This window comes from Pseudomonas sp. 8(2025) (genome assembly GCF_052665325.1).
Map to the genome: position 1 here is coordinate 455,453 of NZ_JBQOIE010000002.1, position 22,392 is coordinate 477,844.

Below are 22,392 nucleotides of genomic sequence, written 5' to 3' on the forward strand. Positions count from 1 at the left end.
GCAGGAGCACAATGAACTCAATGAGGACCGCACATGGCTGAGGCCACGCCCGCGCTTGAAATCCGCAACTTGCACAAACGCTACGGCACTCAGGAGGTACTCAAGGGTATCTCGCTGACCGCACGCGACGGTGACGTGATATCGATCCTGGGTTCCTCCGGCTCCGGCAAGTCCACTTTCCTGCGTTGCATCAACCTGCTGGAAAACCCGCACCAGGGCCAGATCCTGGTGGCCGGCGAAGAGCTCAAGCTCAAGGCCGCGAAAAACGGCGAGCTGGTAGCCGCCGACGGCAAGCAGATCAACCGCCTGCGCAGCGAAATCGGGTTCGTCTTCCAGAATTTCAATCTCTGGCCGCACATGAGCGTGCTCGACAACATCATCGAGGCGCCACGCCGGGTGCTGGGCCAGAGCAAGGCCGAGGCCATCGAAGTGGCCGAGGCGCTGCTGGCCAAGGTCGGCATCGCCGACAAGCGCCACGCCTACCCGGCACAACTGTCCGGCGGCCAGCAGCAGCGCGCCGCTATCGCCCGGACCCTGGCGATGCAACCCAAAGTCATCCTGTTCGACGAGCCGACCTCGGCCCTGGACCCGGAAATGGTCCAGGAAGTCCTCAACGTGATCCGCGCCCTCGCCGAAGAAGGCCGCACCATGCTGCTGGTCACCCACGAAATGAGCTTTGCCCGTCAGGTCTCCAGCGAAGTGGTGTTTCTGCACCAGGGTCTGGTAGAAGAGCAAGGATCGCCACAGCAGGTCTTCGAGAACCCGCTTTCGGCACGCTGCAAACAATTCATGTCCAGCAACCGCTAACGGAGCTACACGCATGCAGAGCTATAAGAAAATCCTCCTGGCCGCTGCCGTCACCCTGGCCTTCAGCGCCAGCGCTGCCGCCGAGACCCTGAAGATGGGCATCGAAGCAGCCTACCCACCGTTCAACAACAAGGATGCCAGCGGCCAAGTGGTCGGCTTCGACAAGGACATCGGCGACGCCCTGTGCGCCAAGATGAAAGTCGAGTGCACCGTGGTCACCTCCGACTGGGACGGCATCATCCCGGCCCTGAACGCGAAGAAGTTCGACTTCCTGATCTCCTCGCTGTCGATCACCGATGAGCGCAAGCAGGCGGTGGACTTCACCGACCCGTACTACTCCAACAAGCTGCAGTTCATCGCGCCCAAGGCCAACACCGACTTCAAGACCGACAAGGCCTCGCTCAAGGGCAAGATCATCGGCGCGCAACGGGCGACCCTGGCCGGCACCTGGCTGGAAGACAACCTGGGCGACGACATCACCATCAAGCTCTACGACACCCAGGAAAACGCTTACCTGGACCTGACCTCCGGCCGCCTGGACGCGATCCTGGCCGACAAGTACGTCAACTACGAGTGGCTCAAGAGCGACGCGGGCAAGCCTTATGAGTTCAAGGGCGAGCCAATGGTGGAAAGCGACAAGATCGGGATTGCCGTGCGCAAGAAAGATCCACTGCGCGAGAGGCTGAACGCCGCCCTGAAGGAAATCGTGGCCGACGGCACCTACAAGAAGATCAACGACAAGTACTTCCCGTTCAGCATCTATTGATACTGACTTGCCTGACCGGCGCTCACCCCCTGGGCGCCGGTCCTTAGCAAAGCCATCCAGACCCCATGAATATCGATCTCTTCGGATTCGGCCCGGCGCTCGCCGCCGGCGCGCTGATGACCGTCAAGCTGGCCCTCTCGGCGTTATGCCTGGGGCTGGTGCTCGGTCTGCTCGGCGCCTTGGCCAAGACTTCCCCGTACAAGCCGCTGCGCTGGCTTGGCGAAACCTATTCGACCATCGTGCGCGGCGTCCCGGAACTGCTGTGGGTGCTGCTGATCTACCTGGGCACGGTGAATACGATGAACGCGCTGGGGGAGCATTTCGGCAACCCCGACCTGGCCCTCAGCCCGTTCCTTGCCGGGGTGATCGCCCTCGGGCTGTGCTTCGGCGCCTATGCCACGGAAGTGTTTCGCGGCGCGATACTGGCCATCCCCAAGGGCCACCGCGAGGCCGGCACCGCGCTGGGCCTTTCCAAGTGGCGGATTTTCAGCCGCCTGATCCTGCCGCAGATGTGGCGCATCGCCCTGCCGGGCCTGGGCAACCTGTTCATGATCCTGATGAAGGACACCGCGCTGGTGTCGGTGATCGGTCTTGAAGAAATCATGCGCAACGCGCAGAACGCCGTGACCTTCGCCAAGCACCCGTTCACCTTCTACATGGTCGCGGCCGTCATGTACCTGGGCCTGACCGTGCTGGCCATGATCGGCATGCACTTCCTGGAAAAACGCGCCGCCCGCGGCTTTGTGAGGACGACGTAATGGAATGGGAAGTCATCTACAAATGGCTGCCGAAGTTCATCCAGGGCGCGACACTGACCCTGGAGCTGGTGGGCATCGCGGTGATTCTCGGCCTGCTGCTGGCCATCCCGCTGGGCATCGCCCGCTCGTCCAAGCTCTGGTACGTGCGCGCCCTGCCCTACGCCTACATCTTCTTCTTTCGCGGTACGCCGCTGCTGGTGCAGCTGTTCCTGGTGTATTACGGCCTGGCGCAGTTCGACGCGGTGCGCGAGAGCTTCATGTGGCCCTACCTGCGCGATCCGTTCTGGTGTGCCACCGCCACCATGACCCTGCACACCGCGGCCTATATCGCCGAGATCCTGCGTGGCGCAATCCAGGCCATTCCGCCCGGTGAAATCGAAGCGGCGCGGGCCCTGGGCATGTCCAGGCCCAAGGCGCTGTTCTACATCGTCCTGCCACGGGCGGCACGCATCGGCCTGCCGGCCTACAGCAACGAAGTCATCCTGATGCTCAAGGCCAGCTCCCTGGCCAGCACCGTGACCCTGCTGGAGCTGACCGGCATGGCGCGCACCATCATCGCCCGCAACTACCTGACGGTGGACATGTTCTTCACCGCCGGGGTGTTCTACCTGTTGATGTCGTTCATCCTGGTCCAGGCCTTCCGCCAACTGGAACGCTGGCTGCGGGTCGACGCCTGCCAGGGACGCTGACCCTCTCCCGCTCCCGCCAGGGAGCGGGCCTGCCCCGGACTCGACACCATGCCCGTCATCCTCCAAGGCCCCGCGCTGCTCGATCGCTTCCAGGCCCTGGACGGCTTCCTGCTTGAACACCAGGATCTCTGGCGGCCCCGTCCGTTCCAGTATCTGCAGCTGCCCTGGGAAACCTCCTACCCGGAACTCGCCCAGTGGCTGCGCCAGCGCACCCTGGAAGACGCCGAGGCTGCCCACAACCACCCGGAACACCTCCAGGCACCCGCCCCCTTCGGCGAATTGGCCGCGCGCTCCGGGGCCCTGTCTGCCGTGGCCGAATGGTCCGGCCAGGCATTGCCGCCCCTGCGCCAGCGCCTCAGTGTCGACGTCCCCGGGCGCAAATGGCAGCAGATCGAAGCCTTCGCCGGCCGCCTGCACTTCACCCGGGCAACCGAGCACTGGCTCGACTGGTGTTCGGGCAAGGGCCACCTGGGGCGGCGCCTGCTGCAGCCCGGGCAACAACTGACCTGCCTGGAATACGATCCGGCGCTGGTGACCAGCGGCGCGCAGCTGAGCCAGCACCACGGCCTGCCTGCCCGGCACCTGCACCAGGATGTACTGGCCGCCGACGCCGACCGCCACCTCGATGCCCGACACACCCCAGTGGCCCTGCACGCCTGCGGCGACCTGCATGTGCGCCTGATCCAGCTGGCCAGCCAGAACGGCTGCCAACAACTGGCCATTGCCCCTTGTTGCTACAACCGCACCAGCGCCAGCCACTATCAGGGGTTATCCACAGCGGCCCAGGCATCACACCTGCAACTGTCCCTGGAGGACCTGGCCCTGCCCATGAGCGAAACCGTCACCGCCGGCGCCCGGGTGCGGCGCCAGCGCGACAGCTCCATGGCCCGCCGCCTGGCTTTCGACCTGCTGCAGCGGCAAGTGCGCGGGGTCGATGAATACCTGTCTACCCCGTCGCTGCCCAGCCACTGGCTGGACAAGCCCTTCGCCGACTACTGCCGCGACCTTGCCGCGCTCAAGGAGTTATCCACAGTGGGCCAGCCAGACTGGCCGGCACTGGAAGCCGCCGGCTGGCAGCGCCTGGCCCAGGTGCGCAACCTGGAACTGCTGCGCGGCCTGTTCCGCCGGCCATTGGAACTGTGGCTGGTGCTGGACCGGGCATTGTTTCTGCAACAGCAGGGCTACCAGGTACGCCTGGGCACCTTCTGCCCTGCGCACCTGACCCCGCGCAATCTGCTGCTTCTGGCGGAGCGTTGAGAGCCTGCGACGGCCTGTCGCGACCTGTGGATAAGTCTGTTGATGGAATTCAATGAAAGCCCATGAAAGCCTGGCCTGGAGCCAAAAACATAGGCTGGTCATTTTTTGTTCACAAAATAAACCGTCGAAAAAACAGCCAGTTGCGCAAAAAATGAGAAACGGTCCACAAAACCGGTCCATCCAGGCCCTGGCAACCCATCCGTTGTGCATAAAGCCTTGGGCAAAGGGCATAAACAATGCGCTGTTCAGTCTATGTCGCGCAGCTTATGCCCTACCCCGTAGCCCTCAACTGTCCTTGATCAAGCCCTTGAACAACCCTCTGAGCAACTGGTTTCCGGAGTCGACCAAATGGTTGTCATCGAAGTACAGCGGCACACCATCCTGGGAGCCCATGCAACGGCCATTGGGACACAGATAAGGCGTGGGATCGAGGATCTGGGCGTTGCACGCTTGAGCGGCCACTTCAATGGCCTGGATCGCCAGGTGATTGCGGCGCTGGTAGTCCTCAAGAGAGGTGCTGATGTCAGAGGTCCGTCCAAAGATACGAGTATGCAGATTCAGGCCTTTGTAGACGCTGAAAGGCATCTCGGGAATAGGCTTGACGATGTAGACAGGGTGATCCTGGGCAATCGAACACACGGTTCGTGTGTACTCGGCCATGTAATCGCGAGCAAAGGCTGCCTGGTCCTGACGCTCATTGCCATTGAAGAACGCTCGGTAGCTATTGTCCCGATTGGTATCGGAATACATCGCGGCGCGACTGAAGAGAATGACCGGCACACCGTGATACTCCTCTTTCAGGCGCGTCAGGAACTCATTGTTAAACCCCAGGCACTGGCTCTGCTGCTTCTTGTCCCGCATCTCAAAGTGCTGAAGGGTTGGACAGCCGCCACGCGCCCAGGATATCGCCGCCTGCTTGTTCTCCAACTGCACCGCAGCACCGGTGGACTGAGCATGACTATCGCCAAAGAGAATGACCGAGACCCTGCCGGAGCCAAACTTGCAGGTGGCGGCACTGTAGTCATTGGGACTGCACTCTTGGGTGTAAAGCTTGCTCGTATATTGCGGCTGGCCCAGATCGACAAATGCAAATCGGACTTGAGGATAGTCTTTGACCACGGACGCGGTAATCGCCGAAACAGCAACTACCGCGACAGTAACACCGGCATATTTGAACAGTGTGTTTCGCGCTGAAGTGCTCTTACTGACTTTCGACTCCACCAGATAATAAGAGAACGCGCCCAACACAAAAGAAAGAACAATGGCGAACACAACCGCTTCCCACTGAATCAACAGCCCGCAGGTGTACAGAAACACCACAATTGGCCAGTGCCACAAGTAAGTTGAATAAGAAGTGCTCCCAAAAAACTGCAAGAACTTATTATTACTGAATAACGACTGGGTATTGCCGTAGATCACCAATACTGTCCCGAGCACAGGTACCAGGGCCAGGTAGCCTGGCCATAGATCACCCTCGGAGAAACCCAGGACACTGCCCAGAATCAACCCCAGACCCAGTAGCTCGAACACTTGCCCATGGCGTTTGCTCAGATGCAGCGGGAACAGGAATACCAGGCCGCCAGCGATCATTTCCCAGGCCCGGGTGGGCAACATATAGAAGGCAAAGACTGGATGGGTCTGGGTAACGATGGCAGAGGCCACCAGAGAAGCGGCAGCGCTGAACAGCAGCACCCACTTGGCTTTCTGCAAACTTAGGTACTTGCCGATGGCCATCAACAGCAACGGATAGATCAGATAGAACTGCCACTCCACAGACAACGACCAGGTATGCAGCAACCAGTTTTCGTGCAAGGGGGCATCAAAGTAGTTACCGCTCTTGGCGAAGTCGAAGTTGGAACTGAACAGCAAACTGCTCTTGATGGTTCTGATGGTGTCGCGATAGTCATCCAGAGGCAGAAATATAAAACCGAAGGCCAACAGCGCCAGACACAGTATCGCCAGAGCAGGAATGATCCGACGCGCCCTGGCAGCATAGAATCCGACCAAGGAGAAACGCTGCTCCCGTAGCCCGGAAAAGATAATTCCAGTCATCAAGTAGCCGGAAATTACAAAAAAGATATCGACCCCGGCAAAGCCTCCAGAAAACCCTGAAACTTTGAAGTGGAACAACACAACTGAAATAACGGCTATTGCCCGTAAGGCATTTATATTCTTTCTGAACTGCATCTGCCAATCCGTGATCAGGTCCTTCGTTCGCGGCCGGCATGGTATCCGAGAAGACACAATAGGACTACGAAAGATAAATAAATCGGCAGCTCATGTATGAGCTGCCTCGACCTTCATCCTTCATCCCGACGCAAACTGACGCGCCTACTCATCCGCTCGCGCCGGGATCCACCATTCTTCGCCCCGGGCGGTACTGATGTACTCCGGCCAACGGAAATCGTGGGGCACCTTGAAGTCCTCGGGCAGCAGTGGCGCCTGCCAGCGAGTGCCGCCGATACCGCCACCGGTGCGCTCCACGAACTCGGCCTTGGCCGCACTCAACAGGGCTTCGTCGGTCAGCAGGTCCACCAGGGTCGCGGCAATGGTCTTGGCCGCCACTTCGATCATCGGGTCGATGGTCTGGCGGATGCCGCCCAGGGCGTTGGACACCCAGTCCGGATAGACCGTGCCAGCTGGCGCGCTGAGCATCGGCCGGGCCACCAGCAGGCGCACGGTGGGGCAGTGCCAGGTGTATTCCGGGTAGTCATCGGAGGTCAGGTAGTTCTGCCAGGCGGGCATTTGCAGGCGCATCTGGCGCTCGCATTCCTGGGGTTCGATCAAGGCTTCGGTGGCCGGCAGAAATGGCCGTTCCATGGCTTCGAGGCCAAGGTTGCGCTGGATTTCCCGAGCGATCTCCCGGGCTTCTTCGTCCCACTGTGGAGCGCCCACCGCCGCCAGGTTGTCGTAGGTGGCCTGGGCCATGACGTGGTTGGGCAGGCCGCCCCGGGACTTGCACACCCAGGTCTTTTTCCAGCGGCAGCCGGTGGCCATGGCGGCCGCTGCGGCGTTGTTGTCCATGACCTGGGAGATGGTCTCGGCCTGCTCGATGGAATCGCAGCGCAGCAGGTACTGGATCTGCGACAGGTGCGGCGGCAGGTTGTCCGCGGTGGCCTGGCCGGCGGTGAGAATCGCCTCGTTGTAGCTCCACAGGCCGGTGAACGGCAGGGTCGAACGGCGCAGGCTTTCGTTCAGGGTGTAGAAATGCACCAGGGCGTCGTTGGCCCCCGGCGCCCGGGCCGCCAGATGGTTCTGCGGGATCGGGCTGTAGCGATCGGCGGCGATCCAGTTCTGCGGATCCTCGCAGGTGAAGCTGTAGATGTAGGCGTAGGCGATGCCGCAGTGGGTGTCCCAGGTGGTGGTGTTGTTCAGCGGCAACATGTAGGTGGGGTGGAAACTGATGGCGGCATCCAGGTCATCGTAGTAGCCCTTGGCGGCGTGGACCGGCTTGGAGGCGCGGAGCTTTTCCGCCGGCTCGCCAAAGAACCTGATGCTGCCCTGCAGGCCGAATTCCACCATGGTCGCCTTGGCCGCCAGGGCCCCGCCGAGGGCGCTGATGCCCAGGGCCGAGTGCGGGTCGGTGTGCCCCGGAGCGAAGCGCGACAGGCCATCGCGCGGCTGCTTGCGGGTAGTGGCCGCCTGGCAGTTGCCGGGCACCGCATCGTATTCGCCGTAGGTAGCCAGCAGCGGTCCCTGGCCCTGGGTGAAGGTGGCGCAGAAGGCCGTGGGCATGCCGCCGCTGGCGCGCTCGACGGTGAAGCCCTCGGCTTCCAGCAGTTGCACGTACCAGGCGCTGGACTTGTATTCACGAAAGGCCGGCTCGGCGTAATGCCAGATGATCTGGTGCCAGTCCGACAGTTGCTGGCGGTGGCGTTCAACCCAATCAATGGCGAATTCTTTGTAACGGGACATCCGCGGCACTCCTGGTTATCCAGGTTCCGGCCGGCCGGCGCCAGGACGCCACAGCGCCCCCACTCGGCCTGCGGGACCTCTTGTTGTTATTAGGCTTGTCCGGTCGGCTGAAGGCCGGATCGAGGCTCAGTATTGGTGAAGCACCGATTACATCAATCGAATTTTTTAGGCGGCAATGTCAAAGTAAATTGACCAGTTTGCCGAGAGGGCGGCCCATACTGCGCCGCACTATGTGCGGAATACGAACGCCGTCGAACACAGGTTCCCTTGACCCGGAGGTTGTATGCGCTACCCCTCGATCACCGCCCTGCGCGCCCTCGACGCGGTCGCCCGGCTGGGCAGCGTCACTGCTGCCGCCCAGCAACTGAGCCTGACCCGCAGCGCCATCAGCCACCAGATCATCAGCCTGGAACAGAGCCTGGGTTTTGCCCTCACCGAACGGGTCGGGCGCGGCATCGGCCTGACCTACCAGGGCCAGTGCTATGCCCGGGAGGTGCGGCGCATCCTGGCCGACATCCAGGACGCCGGGAGGCGTTTCGACGGCCTGTCGGTGTCCGGAAAACTGCGCATCAGCTGCAACCCGGGGTTCGCCAGTTTCTGGCTGTGCAATCACATCAACGGTTTCCTGCGCCAGTACCCCCAGGTGCAGTTGCAGGTGGTCAGCCCGCGCTCCCAGGACGACACCAGCGATGCCGAAGCCGACCTGTTCATCGCCTATGGCATCGGCGACTGGCCGGGGCTGCTGGTGGAGCAGATCGTTACCCTGCGCTTCTCGCCGGTGTGCAGCCCACGCCTGATCAACGCCATCGGCGGCCTGAAGACCCCACTGGACCTCAAGGACTTCCCGCTGATCCACATGAGCGACACCAGCGACTGGCGGGTCTGGCTGGCAGCGGCGGGCGCCAGCCAGGTCAACGCCGACAGCGGCATCACCTTCTCCGATGCGCACTGTGCCCAGTCGGCCTGCATCGCCGCCCAGGGCGTGGCGATTGGCGACAACCTGCTCAGTGGCGACGCCCTGGCCCGGGGCCTGCTGGTGCGCCCGTTCGACATCAGCATCAGCGCCTTGCGCGGCTACTTCCTGGTGATCGACCCGGCCAAGGCCGAGCGTTCGGTGGTCCAGGCCTTCAGCGCATGGTTGAAGAACCAGTTGCAGACCAGCGCCCAGCACATCTCGGACGCCCCCTCCGGCGAACCCTGAGGCGCTCGCGACTGGGAAATTTCACTCACCAATGAGACAAAAATTATTCCATTGATGTGGCGTTGCTTTTCACAATAATGAGCCGACCGCCTGCTGTTCCGACAATAAAAATTCCATAGCGCAGGCCGGCTTTGCGGGAGATCTCCGTAGTGTCCAGCAGTCCCTCGACTCAACTCAGCGCCCAAGGAATCAGCCAGTTCTACGGCAACTTCACTGCCCTGGACGGCATCGACCTCGACGTTCGCCAAGGCGAATTCCTCACCCTGCTCGGCCCCTCGGGCTCAGGCAAGACCACCCTGTTGATGATCCTCGCGGGCTTCCTCACCCCCAGCGCCGGCAAGCTGCTGGAGCGCGGTGTGGACATCAGCCGGCGGCCGGCGGAAAAACGCAACTACGGCATGGTGTTCCAGGGCTACGCGCTGTTTCCCCACATGAGCGTGGCCGACAACGTCGCCTACCCGTTGCGCATCCGAGGCGTGAAAGCCGAGGAGCGCCAGCGCCGGGTCAAGCACATCCTCGAAGTGGTGGGCCTGGGCGCCCACCTGAACAAGAAGCCGTCCGAACTTTCCGGTGGCCAGCAACAGCGCGTCGCCATCGCCCGGGCCCTGGTGTTCGAGCCGGACATGCTGCTGCTGGACGAGCCGCTCTCGGCCCTGGACAAGAACCTGCGCGAGCAACTGCAGACCGAGCTGCAACGCATTCATCGCCAGGTCGGCACCAGCTTCGTCTTCGTCACCCATGACCAGGGTGAAGCCCTGGCGCTGTCGACCCGCATCGCCATCTTCAACCAGGGGCGGTTGGCACAGATCGACACCCCGGAAACCATCTACGACCGCCCGCGCAACCGCTTCGTCGCCGAGTTCCTGGGCAAGATGAACCTGTTCCCGCTGCAAGGCATTTCCCGCAACGGCAGCCAGGCCAGCGGACGCTTTGGCGACAGCCCGCTGCAGGCCACCACGTCCGGGGAAATCAGCAGCCAGCCGCAATTGCTGGCGGTACGCCCGGAACACATGACCCTGCACACCGAGCGCCCGCAAGCCGGCGAGCACAACGTGCTGCCCGCCTGCCTCGGCGAGCGGGTGTACCAGGGCTCCAGCACCCACCTGGCGCTGAACATCAGCCCGGAACTGGCACCGGTGAACCTCTCGGTGCCCGGCGACCACCCCGGCGCCCGATTGCCCAGCGGCACCCCGGTGTGGCTGAGCTGGCCGGTACGCCACAGCTTCCTGCTGGAAGCCTGAGCCGGCCGCTCCCCCATCGCGCACAGCTCTCCCATAACAATAATCGGCCGGCGCGCCCTGCACCGGCCTCGCGAGGACTTGCCCCATGAGCCAGCACCATCAACGCGACTGCATTGAAATCCTCATCGAAAAAGCCCGCGGCGGGCAGGTCAGCCGCCGCACCTTCCTCCAGGCCATGGGCCTGCTGGCGGCGGTGCCCCTGGCATTGCGCAGCGGTATCAGCTGGGCCGCCGACAAGCCCCTGGTGGTGGTCAACTGGGGCGGCGACGCACTCAATGCCTTTCGCAGCGCCTGGACCGACAGCTTCACCAAGAGCACCGGCATCCCGGTGCGCATCGACGGCGCCGGCCCCACCGAAGGGGCCATCCGTTCGCAGCTGGCCAGCGGCCGGCCGAGCTGGGACGTGGTCGACGTGGACAGCTATAGCGCCATGACCCTGGGCCGCGACAAGGTCCTGCAACCCCTGGACTACAGCGTGGTGCAGCGGGACCTGGTGGCGCCGTCGCTGTCCCACGAGCACGGCATCGCCGGCTACCTGTTCAGCTACGTGATCGCCTGGGACAGCCAGAAGTTCGGCGACAACGGCCCCAAGGACTGGGCGGATTTCTGGAACGTGGAGAAATTCCCCGGCAAGCGCACCCTCTACAAGTGGATGAACGGCATGCTCGAAGCCGCGCTGCTGGCCGATGGCGTGGCCGCCGAGCAGTTGTACCCGCTGGACGTGCCCCGCGCCTTGCGCAAGATCGATGAGCTCAAGCCACATGTCCTGTCGTTCTGGGGCTCGGGCGCCGAAAGCCAGCAGCTGATGATCGAAGGCGAAGCCTCCATGGGCGCCATCTGGCACACCCGCGCCACCCTGCTCCACGAAGACAGCGGCGGCCGCATCAAGTGGGGCTTCGACCATGCCTTCCTCAACGCCAGCAGCTGGGGCGTGCTCAAGGACAACCCCGCGGGCACCGCACCGGCCATGCAGTTCATCCAGCACGCCTTGCAGCCGGCCGGGCAACTGAAGCTGTTCGAGGCCCTGGGCAACGGCCCATCCAACGCCGCCACCCAGCAACTGATGAGCGCCGAACAGCGGGAGATCAACTGCGCCTCCGAAGCCAACATGAAGAAGCAGATCTTCCTCGACACCCAGTGGTACGCCGACCACTACTCCAGCACCCTGGAGCAGTACCTGACCCACCTGTCCAAATGAGCCGCCAACCATGAGTGCAACCCGAACCGCACGCCTGGAACGCAGCCTGCTGCTGTTCCCGCTGCCGCTGCTGCTGGTGGTGTTCTATCTGTTGCCGTTCTTCGGCGTGGTGAGCTGGAGCTTCACCCTGCCGGAGACGGGCTTGGGGCAGTACCAGCGCATCGCAACCGACCCGGCGATCCACGACATGCTCCTGCGCACCCTGCGCCTGTGCCTGACCGTGAGCCTCTTGGCCCTGGTGATCGGCTACCTGCTGGCCTACTGCTGGGTGTTCAGCCCGCCGTTCTGGCAACGCATGGTGGAGATCTGCGTGTTCATCCCGTTCTGGATCTCGGTGCTGGTGCGGGCCTTCGGCTGGCTGATCGCCCTGCGCAGCAACGGCGTGGTCAACGACAGCCTGCTGTCCCTGGGCTGGATCGATCACCCCTTGCAACTGACCCGCAACGAACTGGGGGTGGTGATCGGCATGCTGCACTTCATGATCCCCTATGCCCTGTTCCCGCTGCTGTCGAGCATGCGCCAGCTGGATCAACGGGTGCTGCTGGCCTCACGCGGCCTGGGGGCCGGCGCCCTGCGCACCTTCTGGCAGGTGCTGCTGCCGCAGACCCTGCCGGGGCTGCTGGGGGCCTTCATCATGGTCTTCGTGTTCTGCCTGGGCTTCTTCATCACCCCGGTGCTGCTGGGCGGTGGGCAGACGGTGATGATTGCCGAATACGTGTTCCTGCAGATGTTCCAGACCAGCAACTGGGGCCTGGGCGCGGCCCTGAGCCTGGTGCTGCTGACCCTGGTCAGCGCGCTGATCTGGCTGCTGATGCGCATCACCCGTGTCAATCGACTGGTGGGTTGAGGTCACTATGAATACACATCGCACTGCCCTGAGTACCCGGCTGATCGCCGTGGTCGCCATGGCCTTCATGCTGTTCCCGCTGCTGACGGTGATCCCGGTTTCCTTCACCGCCAAACGCTACCTGTCGATGCCCGACGGCCACTGGTCGCTGCGCCACTACGAGGCGCTGCTAAGCAACCCCGACTGGCTGTCGAGCATCGGCCAGAGCCTGGCCATCGCCAGCGCCACCAGCCTGATCGCCACCCTGCTGGCGGTGAGTTTCAGCCTCGGCATCTGGTACCTGCGTTCGCGCCTGGCAACCCTGCTGATCGGCCTGGTGCTGCTGCCCATGGCCATTCCGCCGGTGATCTCGGCGCTGGTGCTGTACTTCATGGAAACCAACCTCGGGCGCATCGCCCCGGGCTGGGGCTACGACACCCTGCCCGGGGTGGTGATCGCCCATGTGGTGATGGTGGTGCCCTACGGCGTGGTGACCATGCTGGTGGCGCTGAGCCAGGTGGACCGGCGCATCGAACTGGCCTCGCGCAACCTGGGGGCGAGCCTGATGCAGACCACCTTCCTGGTGATGTTGCCGAACCTCAAGCTGGGGATCTTCTCCACCGCGCTGCTGAGCTTTGCCCTGTCCTGGGAGGAAGTGGCGGTGACCCTGTTCATCACCAGTGTCGACGTCAACACCCTGCCGCGGCGGATCTGGAGCGGCCTGCGCGATAACGTCGACCCCAGCGTGGCGGCGATCTCGGTGCTGCTGATCTGCCTGACCCTGCTGGTACTCATGGGCCGCCTGGCCTTGCAGTACGCCGCCCAGCGCCGCGCCCGCTCCTAGCGCCCTGTGGCGAGGGAGCTTGCTCCCTCGCCACAGGGCCCACCCTACTCCCTGGCTATTCGCTTCCGAGCTGACCGAAGTCATCCCTCACTCCCCGCGTTTTATCCGATAGTGCCCCGCTCGCCCACCCGGTTGCCCAGGCTCTTCTAGACTCAATGGGTGGTCGTAGATGGAACCGAACAAGTCGCTTTCGTGCAGATGAACCAGAAGCAGCGTGTCAAGCTGCCCTTTATGCCCTGAACAGGTGCGGCAACGACCGCGCCGGGTACAACAAGATGCCCATTCAGGGTGCATGGCCAACGGCCTGAAACGCTGCGCTACCGTGACGCGGCAACCAGCGCCGCAGCCGACACTTTCGGACAGCCGACAACCACCAGGTGTGTCCGTGACCGTGAGGAATGCTGTATGCCTGATGAAACACTGCACCTGCCTCTGATCCACCGCCTGCTGGAGCGCCACAAAGACTCCCCGGGCGCGCTGCTGCCGATCCTCCACCAGATCCAGGAAGAGCTCGGCTACATCCCCGATCCCGCCATCCCGGAAATAGCCCACAGCCTCAACCTGAGCCAGGCCGAAGTGCACGGGGTAATCAGCTTCTACCATGACTTTCGTACCTCGCCGCCGGCGCGGCACATCCTGCGCCTGTGCCGCGCCGAATCCTGCCAGAGCCGCGGCGCCGAGCAACTGGCGGCGCAACTGCGCGAGCGCCTGCAACTGGACGACCACGGCAGCAGCGCCGACGGCAACATCAGCCTGCGGCCGGTGTATTGCCTGGGGGCCTGCGCCTGCTCGCCAGCCCTGGAGCTGGATGGCCAGCTGCATGCACGCCTGAGCGCCGAGCGCCTGGACGCGCTGCTCGACAGCTGCCGGGAGGACGCGTGATGCCCAGCCTCTACCTGCCCTGTGATTCCCTGGCCCGCGCCGTGGGCGCCGATGAAGTGGCCAAGGCCATCGCCACCCAGGCCGAACAGCGCCAGCTGCCGCTGCAGCTGCAACGCACCAGCTCCCGTGGCCTGTACTGGCTGGAGCCGCTGCTGGAAGTCGACACCCCGGACGGGCGCCTGGGCTTCGGCCCGGTGGGCGCCGCCGACGTACCGGCGCTGCTGGACGCCCTGCAAGGCGATGCCGCAAGCCATCCCCTGGCCCTGGGCCGGGTCGAAGACCTGCCCTACCTGAAGAACCAGCAACGCCTGCTGTTCGCCCGCGCCGGCATTACCCGGCCGCTGTCCCTGGCCGACTACCGGGCCCACGGCGGCTTCGAGGGCCTGACCCGCTCCATCGCCCTGGGCGGCGAGCAGACCGTGGCCGCGGTGCTCGATTCCGGCCTGCGCGGCCGTGGCGGCGCGGCCTTCCCCGCCGGGATCAAATGGCGCACCGTGCGCGACACGCCGCAGCAGCAGAAGTACGTGGTGTGCAACGCCGACGAAGGCGACTCCGGCACCTTCGCCGACCGCATGCTGATGGAAGGCGACCCGTTCCTGCTGATCGAAGGCATGGCCATTGCCGGCATCGCAGTCGGCGCCAGCTACGGCTATATCTACGTGCGCTCGGAATATCCCCAGGCGGTGGCCACCCTGCGCGAAGCCCTGGACATCGCCCGGGATGCCGGTTATCTCGGGGCCAATGCCGGCGGTAGCGGCCAGGCCTTCGACATGGAGGTGCGGGTCGGTGCCGGGGCCTATATCTGCGGCGAGGAGACCGCCCTGCTGGATTCCCTGGAAGGCAAGCGCGGCATCGTTCGCGCCAAGCCGCCGATCCCGGCGCTGCAAGGCCTGTTCGGCCAGCCGACCCTGGTGCACAACGTGCTGACCCTGGCCTCGGTGCCGCTGATCCTGGCCAAGGGCGCGCCGTTCTATCGTGACTACGGCATGGGCCGGTCCCTGGGCACCATGCCCTTCCAACTGGCGGGCAACGTGCGCCACGGCGGTCTGGTGGAACGGGCCTTCGGCCTGACCCTGCGCGAGCTGGTGGAAGGCTATGGCGGCGGCACCGCCAGCGGCCGGCCACTGAAGGCGGCGCAAGTCGGTGGCCCCCTGGGCGCCTGGGTACCGCCTTCGCAGTTCGATACGCCGCTGGATTACGAAGCCTTCGCCGCCATGGGCGCGATGCTCGGCCACGGCGGCGTGGTGGTGGCCGATGACAGCCTGGACATGGCCCACATGGCGCGCTTCGCCCTGCAGTTCTGCGCCGAGGAATCCTGCGGCAAATGCACCCCGTGCCGCATCGGCTCGACCCGCGGCGTGGAGGTCATCGATCGCCTGCTGGCCGCTCCCGATCAAGGCCGCCGCGATGAGCAGGCGCTGATCCTCAAGGACCTGTGCGACACCCTGCAATACGGCTCGCTGTGCGCCCTGGGCGGGATGACCTCCTACCCGGTGGCCAGCGCCCTGAAGCACTTCCCCGCCGACTTCGGTCTGGCGCCCTCGGAGGCCGAGCAATGATCACTCTTTTCGACCCAGCCACAGATATCGATCTCAATGCCGTGGACTTCGGCACCCCGGCCCGCGACAGCCAGGTGCAGGTCAGCCTGAACATCGACGGGCGCAGCATCAGCGTGCCCCAGGGCACCTCGGTGATGCGCGCCGCAGCCTTGTTGGGCACCACAATCCCCAAACTCTGCGCCACCGACAGCCTGGAAGCCTTCGGTTCGTGCCGCATGTGCCTGGTGGAGATCGACGGCATGCGCGGCTACCCGGCCTCCTGCACCACCCCGGTCAGCGAAGGCATGGTGGTGCATACGCAAACGCCGAAACTGGCGACCCTGCGCCGCAACGTGATGGAGCTGTACATCTCCGACCACCCCCTGGACTGCCTGACCTGCTCGGCCAATGGCAACTGCGAACTGCAGACCGTCGCCGGCCAGGTGGGCCTGCGGGAAGTGCGCTACGGCTATGACGGCGCCAACCACCTGCAGGATCAGAAAGACACCTCCAACCCCTACTTCGACTACGACCCGAGCAAGTGCATCGTCTGCAACCGCTGCGTGCGCGCCTGCGAGGAAACCCAGGGCACCTTCGCCCTGACCATCAGCGGCCGCGGCTTCGAATCCCGGGTTGCGGCGGCCGGTGGCGACAACTTCCTGGACTCCGAATGCGTGTCCTGCGGCGCCTGCGTGCAGGCCTGCCCCACCGCCACCCTGATGGAAAAGAGCGTGGTGCAGATGGGCCAGCCGGAGCGGGCGGTGATCACCACCTGCGCCTACTGCGGCGTGGGTTGCTCGTTCCGCGCCGAGATGAAGGGCGACCAGCTGGTGCGCATGGTTCCGTACAAGAACGGCCAGGCCAACCACGGCCACTCCTGCGTCAAGGGCCGCTTCGCCTGGGGCTACGCCACCCACCCGGACCGCATCACCAAGCCGATGATTCGCAAGCACATCAGCGACCCGTGGCAGGAAGTCAGCTGGGACGAAGCAGTGACCTACGCCGCCAGCGAGCTGCGGCGCATCCAGTTCAAATATGGCCGCGATTCCATCGGCGGCATCACCTCCAGCCGGTGCACCAACGAGGAAACCTACCTGGTGCAGAAGCTGGTGCGGGCGGCCTTCGGCAACAACAACGTCGATACCTGCGCCCGGGTCTGCCACTCGCCTACCGGCTACGGCCTAAAGCAGACCCTGGGGGAATCCGCCGGGACCCAGAGCTTCGACTCGGTGATGCAGGCCGACGTAATCCTGGTGATGGGCGCCAACCCCAGCGACGCGCACCCGGTGTTCGGTTCCCAGCTCAAACGGCGCCTGCGTGAAGGGGCCAAGCTGATCGTCATCGACCCGCGGCGCATCGACCTGGTGGACTCGGTGCACGCCCGCGCCGAGCTGCACCTGGCCCTGCGCCCCGGCACCAACGTGGCCATGCTCAATGCCCTGGCGCATGTGATCGTCACTGAAGGGCTGGTCGACCAGGAGTTCGTCAGCGCCCGCTGCGAGCCCGAGGCCTTCGCCCTGTGGAGCGCTTTCGTCAGCCGCGCGGACAACTCGCCGGAAGTGCTCGGCGCCATCTGCGGCGTGCCCGCCGCCGACATCCGTGCCGCTGCCCGCCTCTACGCCACCGGCGGCAACGCGGCGATCTACTACGGCCTGGGGGTCACTGAGCACAGCCAGGGCAGCACCTCGGTCATGGGCATCGCCAACCTGGCCATGGCCACCGGCAACATCGGCCGCGAAGGGGTGGGCGTGAACCCGCTGCGAGGGCAGAACAACGTCCAGGGTTCCTGCGACATGGGCTCCTTCCCCCACGAGCTGCCGGGCTATCGGCACATCTCCAACCAGGCGGTGCGCCAGCAGTTCGAGCAGGCCTGGAACGTCACCCTGCAGGCCGATCCCGGGCTGCGCATTCCCAACATGTTCGAAGCAGCCCTGGGCGGCAGCTTCAAGGGCCTGTACTGCCAGGGCGAGGACATCGCCCAGAGCGACCCCAACACCCAGCACGTGACCGCGGCCCTGTCGGCCATGGAATGCGTGGTGGTGCAGGACATCTTCCTCAACGAAACCGCCAAGTTCGCCCACGTGTTCCTGCCGGGCAGCTCGTTCCTGGAAAAGGACGGCACTTTCACCAACGCCGAACGGCGCATCTCCCGGGTGCGCAAGGTCATGGAACCGCTGGGCGGCAAGGCCGACTGGGAAGGCACCCTGGCCCTGGCCGCGGCCCTGGGCTACCCGATGCACTACAGCCATCCCTCGGAAATCATGGATGAGATCGCCCGCCTGACCCCGACCTTCACCGGCGTCAGCTACGCCAGCCTGGACCGCCACGGCAGCCTGCAATGGCCGTGCAACGACGCCGCGCCGGACGGCACGCCGACCATGCACATCGACGAGTTCGTGCGTGGCAAGGGGCGCTTCATGCTCACCGGCTACGTGCCCACCGACGAGAAGGTCAACGGTCGCTACCCGCTGCTGCTGACCACCGGCCGCATCCTCAGCCAGTACAACGTCGGCGCCCAGACCCGACGCACCGACAACGTCGCCTGGCACGCCGAGGACCGCCTGGAAATCCACCCCACCGATGCCGAGAGCCGGGGCATCAACGAAGGCGATTGGGTGGGCATCGGCAGCCGCGCCGGGCAGACCGTGCTGCGGGCCCGGGTCACTGAGCGGGTGGCACCGGGGGTGGTCTACACCACCTTCCACTTCCCCGAGTCGGGGGCCAACGTGATCACCACCGACAACTCCGACTGGGCCACCAACTGTCCGGAATACAAGGTCACCGCGGTGGAAGTCAGCCGCGTCTACCACCCTTCCGAATGGCAGAAGCGCTACCAGGCATTCAGCGAAGAGCAGCATCGCCTGCTGGACAAGCGTGGCCGCTCCCGGGGCGGCAAGGCGGAGGTGCGCCGATGAGCACCGCCAACCTGATCAAGATGGCCAACCAGATCGCCTCGTACTTCGCCAATGAGCCGGACCAGGTACAGGCCGTGCTCAGCGTGCGCAACCACATGCAGATGTTCTGGACCCCAGGCATGCGCAAGGAACTGCTGGCCTGGCAGACCGAGCAGCAAGGGGCCGAACTGCATCCACTCGTGCAGCAGGCGGTGCGCGACGCGGGCTGGGAGGCCTAGACCAGCCCTCACCCCCGGCCTGCTACCCCAGGCCGGGGCTACCCTCCAACGGCTCAGCTACCCGGGCACTTGCTGTCCACCGGCGGCTTGGCCTGGACCGCCATCGGCATGACCGCTCCCGGCTTGCCCAGTGGCAACAACTGGTACACCGCAAAGGCACACATGGCTGCGGTTTCGCCGTTCGCCTGGGGGATGTAGTTCAGGCCGACATAGGCCTCGTAGCTCTTGCCCGGCTCGAACAGCACCACCTTCCTCACCTCGGGGCAGGTGCTGTAGGTGCTGCCATAGCCACCCGCCGCCACGCCCCCGCCTTCCAGCAGGAAAGGCCGGCCCGCCGGTACCCGGTACTCGGTGGCGATCTCGTTGTAGGCGCCCTCGCCCCTGCGGATCGCCCCTGCGTAGGCCGGCAGTTTCGGCGCGAACCTGGGCAGCATGTCGATCTGCCGGGGCTGCACCGGGAACTGCGGGTAGTTGATGTTGGCCTGTTGATCGCTGCCGAAACGCCCGGCCTTGGCCAGGCGCTTGCTGTCCCCCAGGCACCCGGCATAGGCGTCCCCGCGCACCTCGCCGTTGGTGATCACCCGCAACTGCGCGGTCGGCACGCTCAGGGGCGGTTCCGAATAGGGCTGTACCGGTTTGACACTGCAAGCGCTGAGCAACGCCAACGCGGCCAGCAGGGTGGGAGTTGCGAGATTCATCACTGAAGTTTCCTTTGACTGAGGCGGCCACCGGGCCCGCACAGGCTATCGGCCGAATGCCCGCAGCCTTCACTGCCACCCGGGCACTTTCCACAAAACACAAGCCAGCTTGTGCCCGCCGGGATGTACCCGGCAACCCCTGCCACCTACCCTGCGCCGACCTGCCTTCAACAACAAAAACAAAAGGAAGCGACGGTTATGGCACTCGATTATCTGGTAATGGCGATCTACGTCCTGCTGATGGCCGGCCTCGGCTGGTGGGGCATGCGCAAAGTGAAAAGCCAGGATGACTTTCTGGTGGCCGGGCGCCGCCTGGGCCCGGCCCTGTACCTGGGCACGCTGTCGGCGGTGATGCTCGGCGGCGCTTCCACCATAGGCTCGGTGCGCCTGGGCTACAGCTACGGCATTTCCGGGCTGTGGCTGGTGTTCATGCTGGGCCTTGGGATCATCGTGCTGAGCCTGGTGTTCTCCCGGCAGATCGCCCAGTTGCGGGTCTTTACCGTGACCCAGATCCTGGAGCAGCGCTATCAGGCGTCCTCGCGGCTGATCGGTGGCTGCGTGATGGTGGCCTACGACCTGATGGTGGCGGTGACCGCCACCATCGCCATCGGCTCGATCACCGAAGTGGTGTTCGAGATCCCGCGGATCACAGCGATCCTCTGCGGCGGCGGCCTGGTGATTTTCTACTCGGTGATCGGCGGCATGTGGTCGCTGACCCTCACCGACATCATCCAGTTCGTGATCATGACCCTGGGGATCTTCGGCGTCCTGCTGCCCATGAGCCTGGGCCAGGCCGGCGGCCTGGAAGCCTTGCAGGCCAACCTGCCGGCGGGCTTCTTCGAGCTGGGCAATATCGGCCTGGACACCATCCTCACCTACTTCCTGCTGTACTTCTTCGGCGCCCTGATCGGCCAGGACATCTGGCAGCGTCTGTTCACCGCCCGCAGTGAAAGCGTGGTGCGCTACGCCGGGCTCGGCGCCGGGATCTACTGCATGTTCTATGGCGCCGCCTGCGCCCTGGTGGGGGCCGCCGCCAAGCTGCTGTTGCCGGACCTGGCGGTGGCGGAAAACGCCTTCGCCGAAGTCACCCGCAGCGTGTTGCCCGCCGGCCTGCGCGGCTTGGTGGTGGCCGCTGCCCTGGCCGCCATCATGTCTACCGCCAGCGCCTGCCTGCTGGCGTCGGCCACGGTGCTCAAGGAAGACATCTACAGCCGCTTCCTTACCCGGGGCGGGGAAAACCACCTGGCCAGCAGCCGCTGGATCACCCTCGGGCTGGGCGCGGCGATGCTGTTGATGGCGTGCCTGGTGAACGACGTGATCGCCGGGCTGAGCATCGCCTACAACCTGCTGGTGGGCGGCCTGCTGGTGCCGATTATGGGCGCGCTGCTGTGGCACCGCGCCTCGGCCAGGGGCGCCATCGCCTGCATGCTCACCGGCAGCCTGACGGTGATCGCATTCATGGTCCGCGACGGCATTCTCGCCAACACCCCGATCTACTACGGGCTCGGGGTCAGCCTGCTGACCTTTGTCGGCGTTAGCCTGACAAGCCGGGCGGCACCGGCACTGCGCAGCGCCACCGAATAAATCCTTCACAGCGAACAAGGAACCCCGCCATGTCCAAGCCCTTTCCCCAACCCGTGGATGCCGCCCTGGTCCCACGCTTCGCCGGCATTCCAAGCTTCATGCGCCTGCCGCTGTTCAACGACCCGGCCCAGGTGCAGATCGCCCTGGTGGGCGTGCCCTGGGACGGCGGCACCACCAACCGTGCCGGTGCCCGCCACGGCCCGCGGGAGGTGCGCAACCAGTCGAGCCTGATGCGCAAGGTGCACCATGTCAGCCGCATCGCCCCCTATGACCTGGTCCGGGTCGGTGACCTGGGTGATGCACCGGTGAACCCCATCGACCTGCTGGATTCGCTGAAACAGATCGAAGGTTTCTTCAGCCAATTGCACCAGGCCGGCGCCGTGCCCCTGGCGGTGGGTGGCGACCACCTGGTGACCCTGCCGATCTTCCGCGCCCTGGCCCGCCACCGCCCCATCGGCATGGTGCACTTCGATGCCCACTCCGACACCAACGACCGCTACTTCGGCGACAACCTCTACACCCACGGCACGCCCTTTCGCCGCGCCATCGAAGAAGGCCTGCTGGACCCCAAGCGCACGGTGCAGATCGGCATTCGCGGTTCGATCTACAGCGCCGACGACGAGGCTTTCGCCCGGGACTGCGGGATTCGCGTGATCCACATGGAAGAGTTCACCGACATCGGCGTCGAAGCCACCCTGGCCGAAGCCCGGCGCGTGGTGGGCGACGGCCCGACCTACATCAGCTTCGACGTCGACGTGCTCGACCCGGCCTTCGCCCCCGGCACCGGCACCCCGGAGATCGGCGGCATGACCACCCTCCAGGCCCAGCAGATGATCCGCGGCCTGCGCGGCCTGAACCTGGTCGGCGCCGACGTGGTGGAAGTCTCGCCGCCCTTCGACGTCGGCGGCGCCACCGCCCTGGTGGGCGCGACCCTGATGTTCGAGTTGCTGTGCATCCTCGCCGAATCGATAGCGCAAGGCTCCTGAGGAGGGCCAGCCAATCGTTTGCCAGCGAACACGGCCCTGAGCGCTTCGCAAAAATAGTCAGATTTCAGG

General features: G+C 64.6%; 19 protein-coding genes. 16 read left to right on the forward strand and 3 right to left on the reverse strand.

Annotated elements, in window-relative coordinates:
* The first annotated feature begins 33 nt into the window (after window positions 1–33).
* From ACUXVH_RS05930 to ACUXVH_RS05950, 5 genes are all read left to right on the forward strand, one after another.
* Window positions 34–807, forward strand: a complete 774-nt coding sequence (locus ACUXVH_RS05930; protein ID WP_011058719.1) for an ABC transporter ATP-binding protein — start codon at window positions 34–36, stop codon at window positions 805–807.
* A gap of 13 nt (window positions 808–820) precedes the next feature.
* Window positions 821–1,573: an ABC transporter substrate-binding protein gene (locus ACUXVH_RS05935; RefSeq protein ID WP_047283533.1), complete on the forward strand. Its 753-nt coding sequence runs from the start codon at window positions 821–823 to the stop codon at window positions 1,571–1,573.
* A gap of 65 nt (window positions 1,574–1,638) precedes the next feature.
* On the forward strand, window positions 1,639–2,331 hold the full coding sequence (locus ACUXVH_RS05940) for an ABC transporter permease (protein ID WP_047283532.1): 693 nt from the start codon (window positions 1,639–1,641) through the stop codon (window positions 2,329–2,331).
* On the forward strand, window positions 2,331–3,020 hold the full coding sequence (locus ACUXVH_RS05945; RefSeq protein WP_047283531.1) for an ABC transporter permease: 690 nt from the start codon (window positions 2,331–2,333) through the stop codon (window positions 3,018–3,020). Before ACUXVH_RS05940 ends, ACUXVH_RS05945 begins: the two co-directional genes overlap by 1 nt.
* A 48-nt stretch (window positions 3,021–3,068) precedes the next feature.
* The gene (locus tag ACUXVH_RS05950) at window positions 3,069–4,277 is read left to right on the forward strand and encodes a methyltransferase (RefSeq protein WP_065364816.1); all 1,209 of its coding nucleotides are present in this window, start codon (window positions 3,069–3,071) and stop codon (window positions 4,275–4,277) included.
* Window positions 4,278–4,562: 285 nt separating this feature from the next.
* Here the strand turns inward: ACUXVH_RS05950 and ACUXVH_RS05955 are convergent, their stop codons facing one another.
* Both ACUXVH_RS05955 and ACUXVH_RS05960 read right to left on the reverse strand, forming a co-directional pair.
* Window positions 4,563–6,464: an acyltransferase family protein gene (locus ACUXVH_RS05955; RefSeq protein WP_065364815.1), complete on the reverse strand. Its 1,902-nt coding sequence runs from the start codon at window positions 6,462–6,464 to the stop codon at window positions 4,563–4,565.
* A gap of 144 nt (window positions 6,465–6,608) precedes the next feature.
* On the reverse strand, window positions 6,609–8,192 hold the full coding sequence (locus ACUXVH_RS05960; RefSeq protein WP_065364814.1) for a peptidase M20: 1,584 nt from the start codon (window positions 8,190–8,192) through the stop codon (window positions 6,609–6,611).
* A 283-nt stretch (window positions 8,193–8,475) separates the two neighbouring features.
* Here ACUXVH_RS05960 and ACUXVH_RS05965 point away from each other — a divergent pair, with 283 nt between their 5' ends.
* The 9 genes from ACUXVH_RS05965 to ACUXVH_RS06005 all read left to right on the forward strand — a co-directional run bounded on the left by ACUXVH_RS05965 (window position 8,476) and on the right by ACUXVH_RS06005 (window position 19,055).
* Window positions 8,476–9,393 (forward strand): LysR substrate-binding domain-containing protein, encoded by a 918-nt coding sequence (locus ACUXVH_RS05965; RefSeq protein ID WP_011058712.1) that lies wholly within the window; start codon window positions 8,476–8,478, stop codon window positions 9,391–9,393.
* A 149-nt stretch (window positions 9,394–9,542) separates the two neighbouring features.
* Window positions 9,543–10,634, forward strand: coding sequence for an ABC transporter ATP-binding protein (locus ACUXVH_RS05970; protein WP_019093895.1), 1,092 nt, complete (start codon window positions 9,543–9,545; stop codon window positions 10,632–10,634).
* An 85-nt stretch (window positions 10,635–10,719) separates the two neighbouring features.
* Window positions 10,720–11,832, forward strand: a complete 1,113-nt coding sequence (locus ACUXVH_RS05975; RefSeq protein ID WP_015633809.1) for an ABC transporter substrate-binding protein — start codon at window positions 10,720–10,722, stop codon at window positions 11,830–11,832.
* 10 nt (window positions 11,833–11,842) lie between these two features.
* Window positions 11,843–12,679 carry an ABC transporter permease gene (locus ACUXVH_RS05980; RefSeq protein ID WP_047283525.1) on the forward strand — a complete coding sequence of 279 codons (837 nt, stop codon included), beginning with the start codon at window positions 11,843–11,845 and terminating at the stop codon, window positions 12,677–12,679.
* A 7-nt stretch (window positions 12,680–12,686) separates the two neighbouring features.
* Window positions 12,687–13,502, forward strand: coding sequence for an ABC transporter permease (locus ACUXVH_RS05985; protein ID WP_065364813.1), 816 nt, complete (start codon window positions 12,687–12,689; stop codon window positions 13,500–13,502).
* Window positions 13,503–13,907: 405 nt separating this feature from the next.
* On the forward strand, window positions 13,908–14,384 hold the full coding sequence (locus tag ACUXVH_RS05990; RefSeq protein WP_065364812.1) for a formate dehydrogenase subunit gamma: 477 nt from the start codon (window positions 13,908–13,910) through the stop codon (window positions 14,382–14,384).
* Entirely contained in the window at window positions 14,384–15,943 is a 1,560-nt protein-coding gene (locus ACUXVH_RS05995) for a formate dehydrogenase beta subunit (RefSeq protein WP_065364811.1), read from the forward strand. Before ACUXVH_RS05990 ends, ACUXVH_RS05995 begins: the two co-directional genes overlap by 1 nt.
* Window positions 15,940–18,837: a formate dehydrogenase subunit alpha gene (gene fdhF, locus ACUXVH_RS06000; protein WP_445494204.1), complete on the forward strand. Its 2,898-nt coding sequence runs from the start codon at window positions 15,940–15,942 to the stop codon at window positions 18,835–18,837. The genes ACUXVH_RS05995 and fdhF overlap by 4 nt, the downstream gene beginning before the upstream one ends.
* Window positions 18,834–19,055: a formate dehydrogenase subunit delta gene (locus tag ACUXVH_RS06005; RefSeq protein ID WP_011058705.1), complete on the forward strand. Its 222-nt coding sequence runs from the start codon at window positions 18,834–18,836 to the stop codon at window positions 19,053–19,055. The genes fdhF and ACUXVH_RS06005 overlap by 4 nt, the downstream gene beginning before the upstream one ends.
* Window positions 19,056–19,108: 53 nt before the next feature.
* On the opposite strand, the gene ACUXVH_RS06010 is transcribed toward ACUXVH_RS06005, so the two are convergent.
* Window positions 19,109–19,753, reverse strand: a complete 645-nt coding sequence (locus ACUXVH_RS06010) for an amidase (RefSeq protein WP_065364809.1) — start codon at window positions 19,751–19,753, stop codon at window positions 19,109–19,111.
* Between the two features lie 198 nt (window positions 19,754–19,951).
* On the opposite strand from ACUXVH_RS06010, the gene ACUXVH_RS06015 reads away from it, so the two are divergent.
* Both ACUXVH_RS06015 and speB read left to right on the forward strand, forming a co-directional pair.
* Window positions 19,952–21,337, forward strand: a complete 1,386-nt coding sequence (locus tag ACUXVH_RS06015) for a sodium:solute symporter (protein WP_065364808.1) — start codon at window positions 19,952–19,954, stop codon at window positions 21,335–21,337.
* Window positions 21,338–21,366: 29 nt separating this feature from the next.
* Window positions 21,367–22,323 (forward strand): agmatinase, encoded by a 957-nt coding sequence (gene speB / locus ACUXVH_RS06020; protein WP_065364807.1) that lies wholly within the window; start codon window positions 21,367–21,369, stop codon window positions 22,321–22,323.
* The last annotated feature ends 69 nt before the right edge of the window (window positions 22,324–22,392 follow it).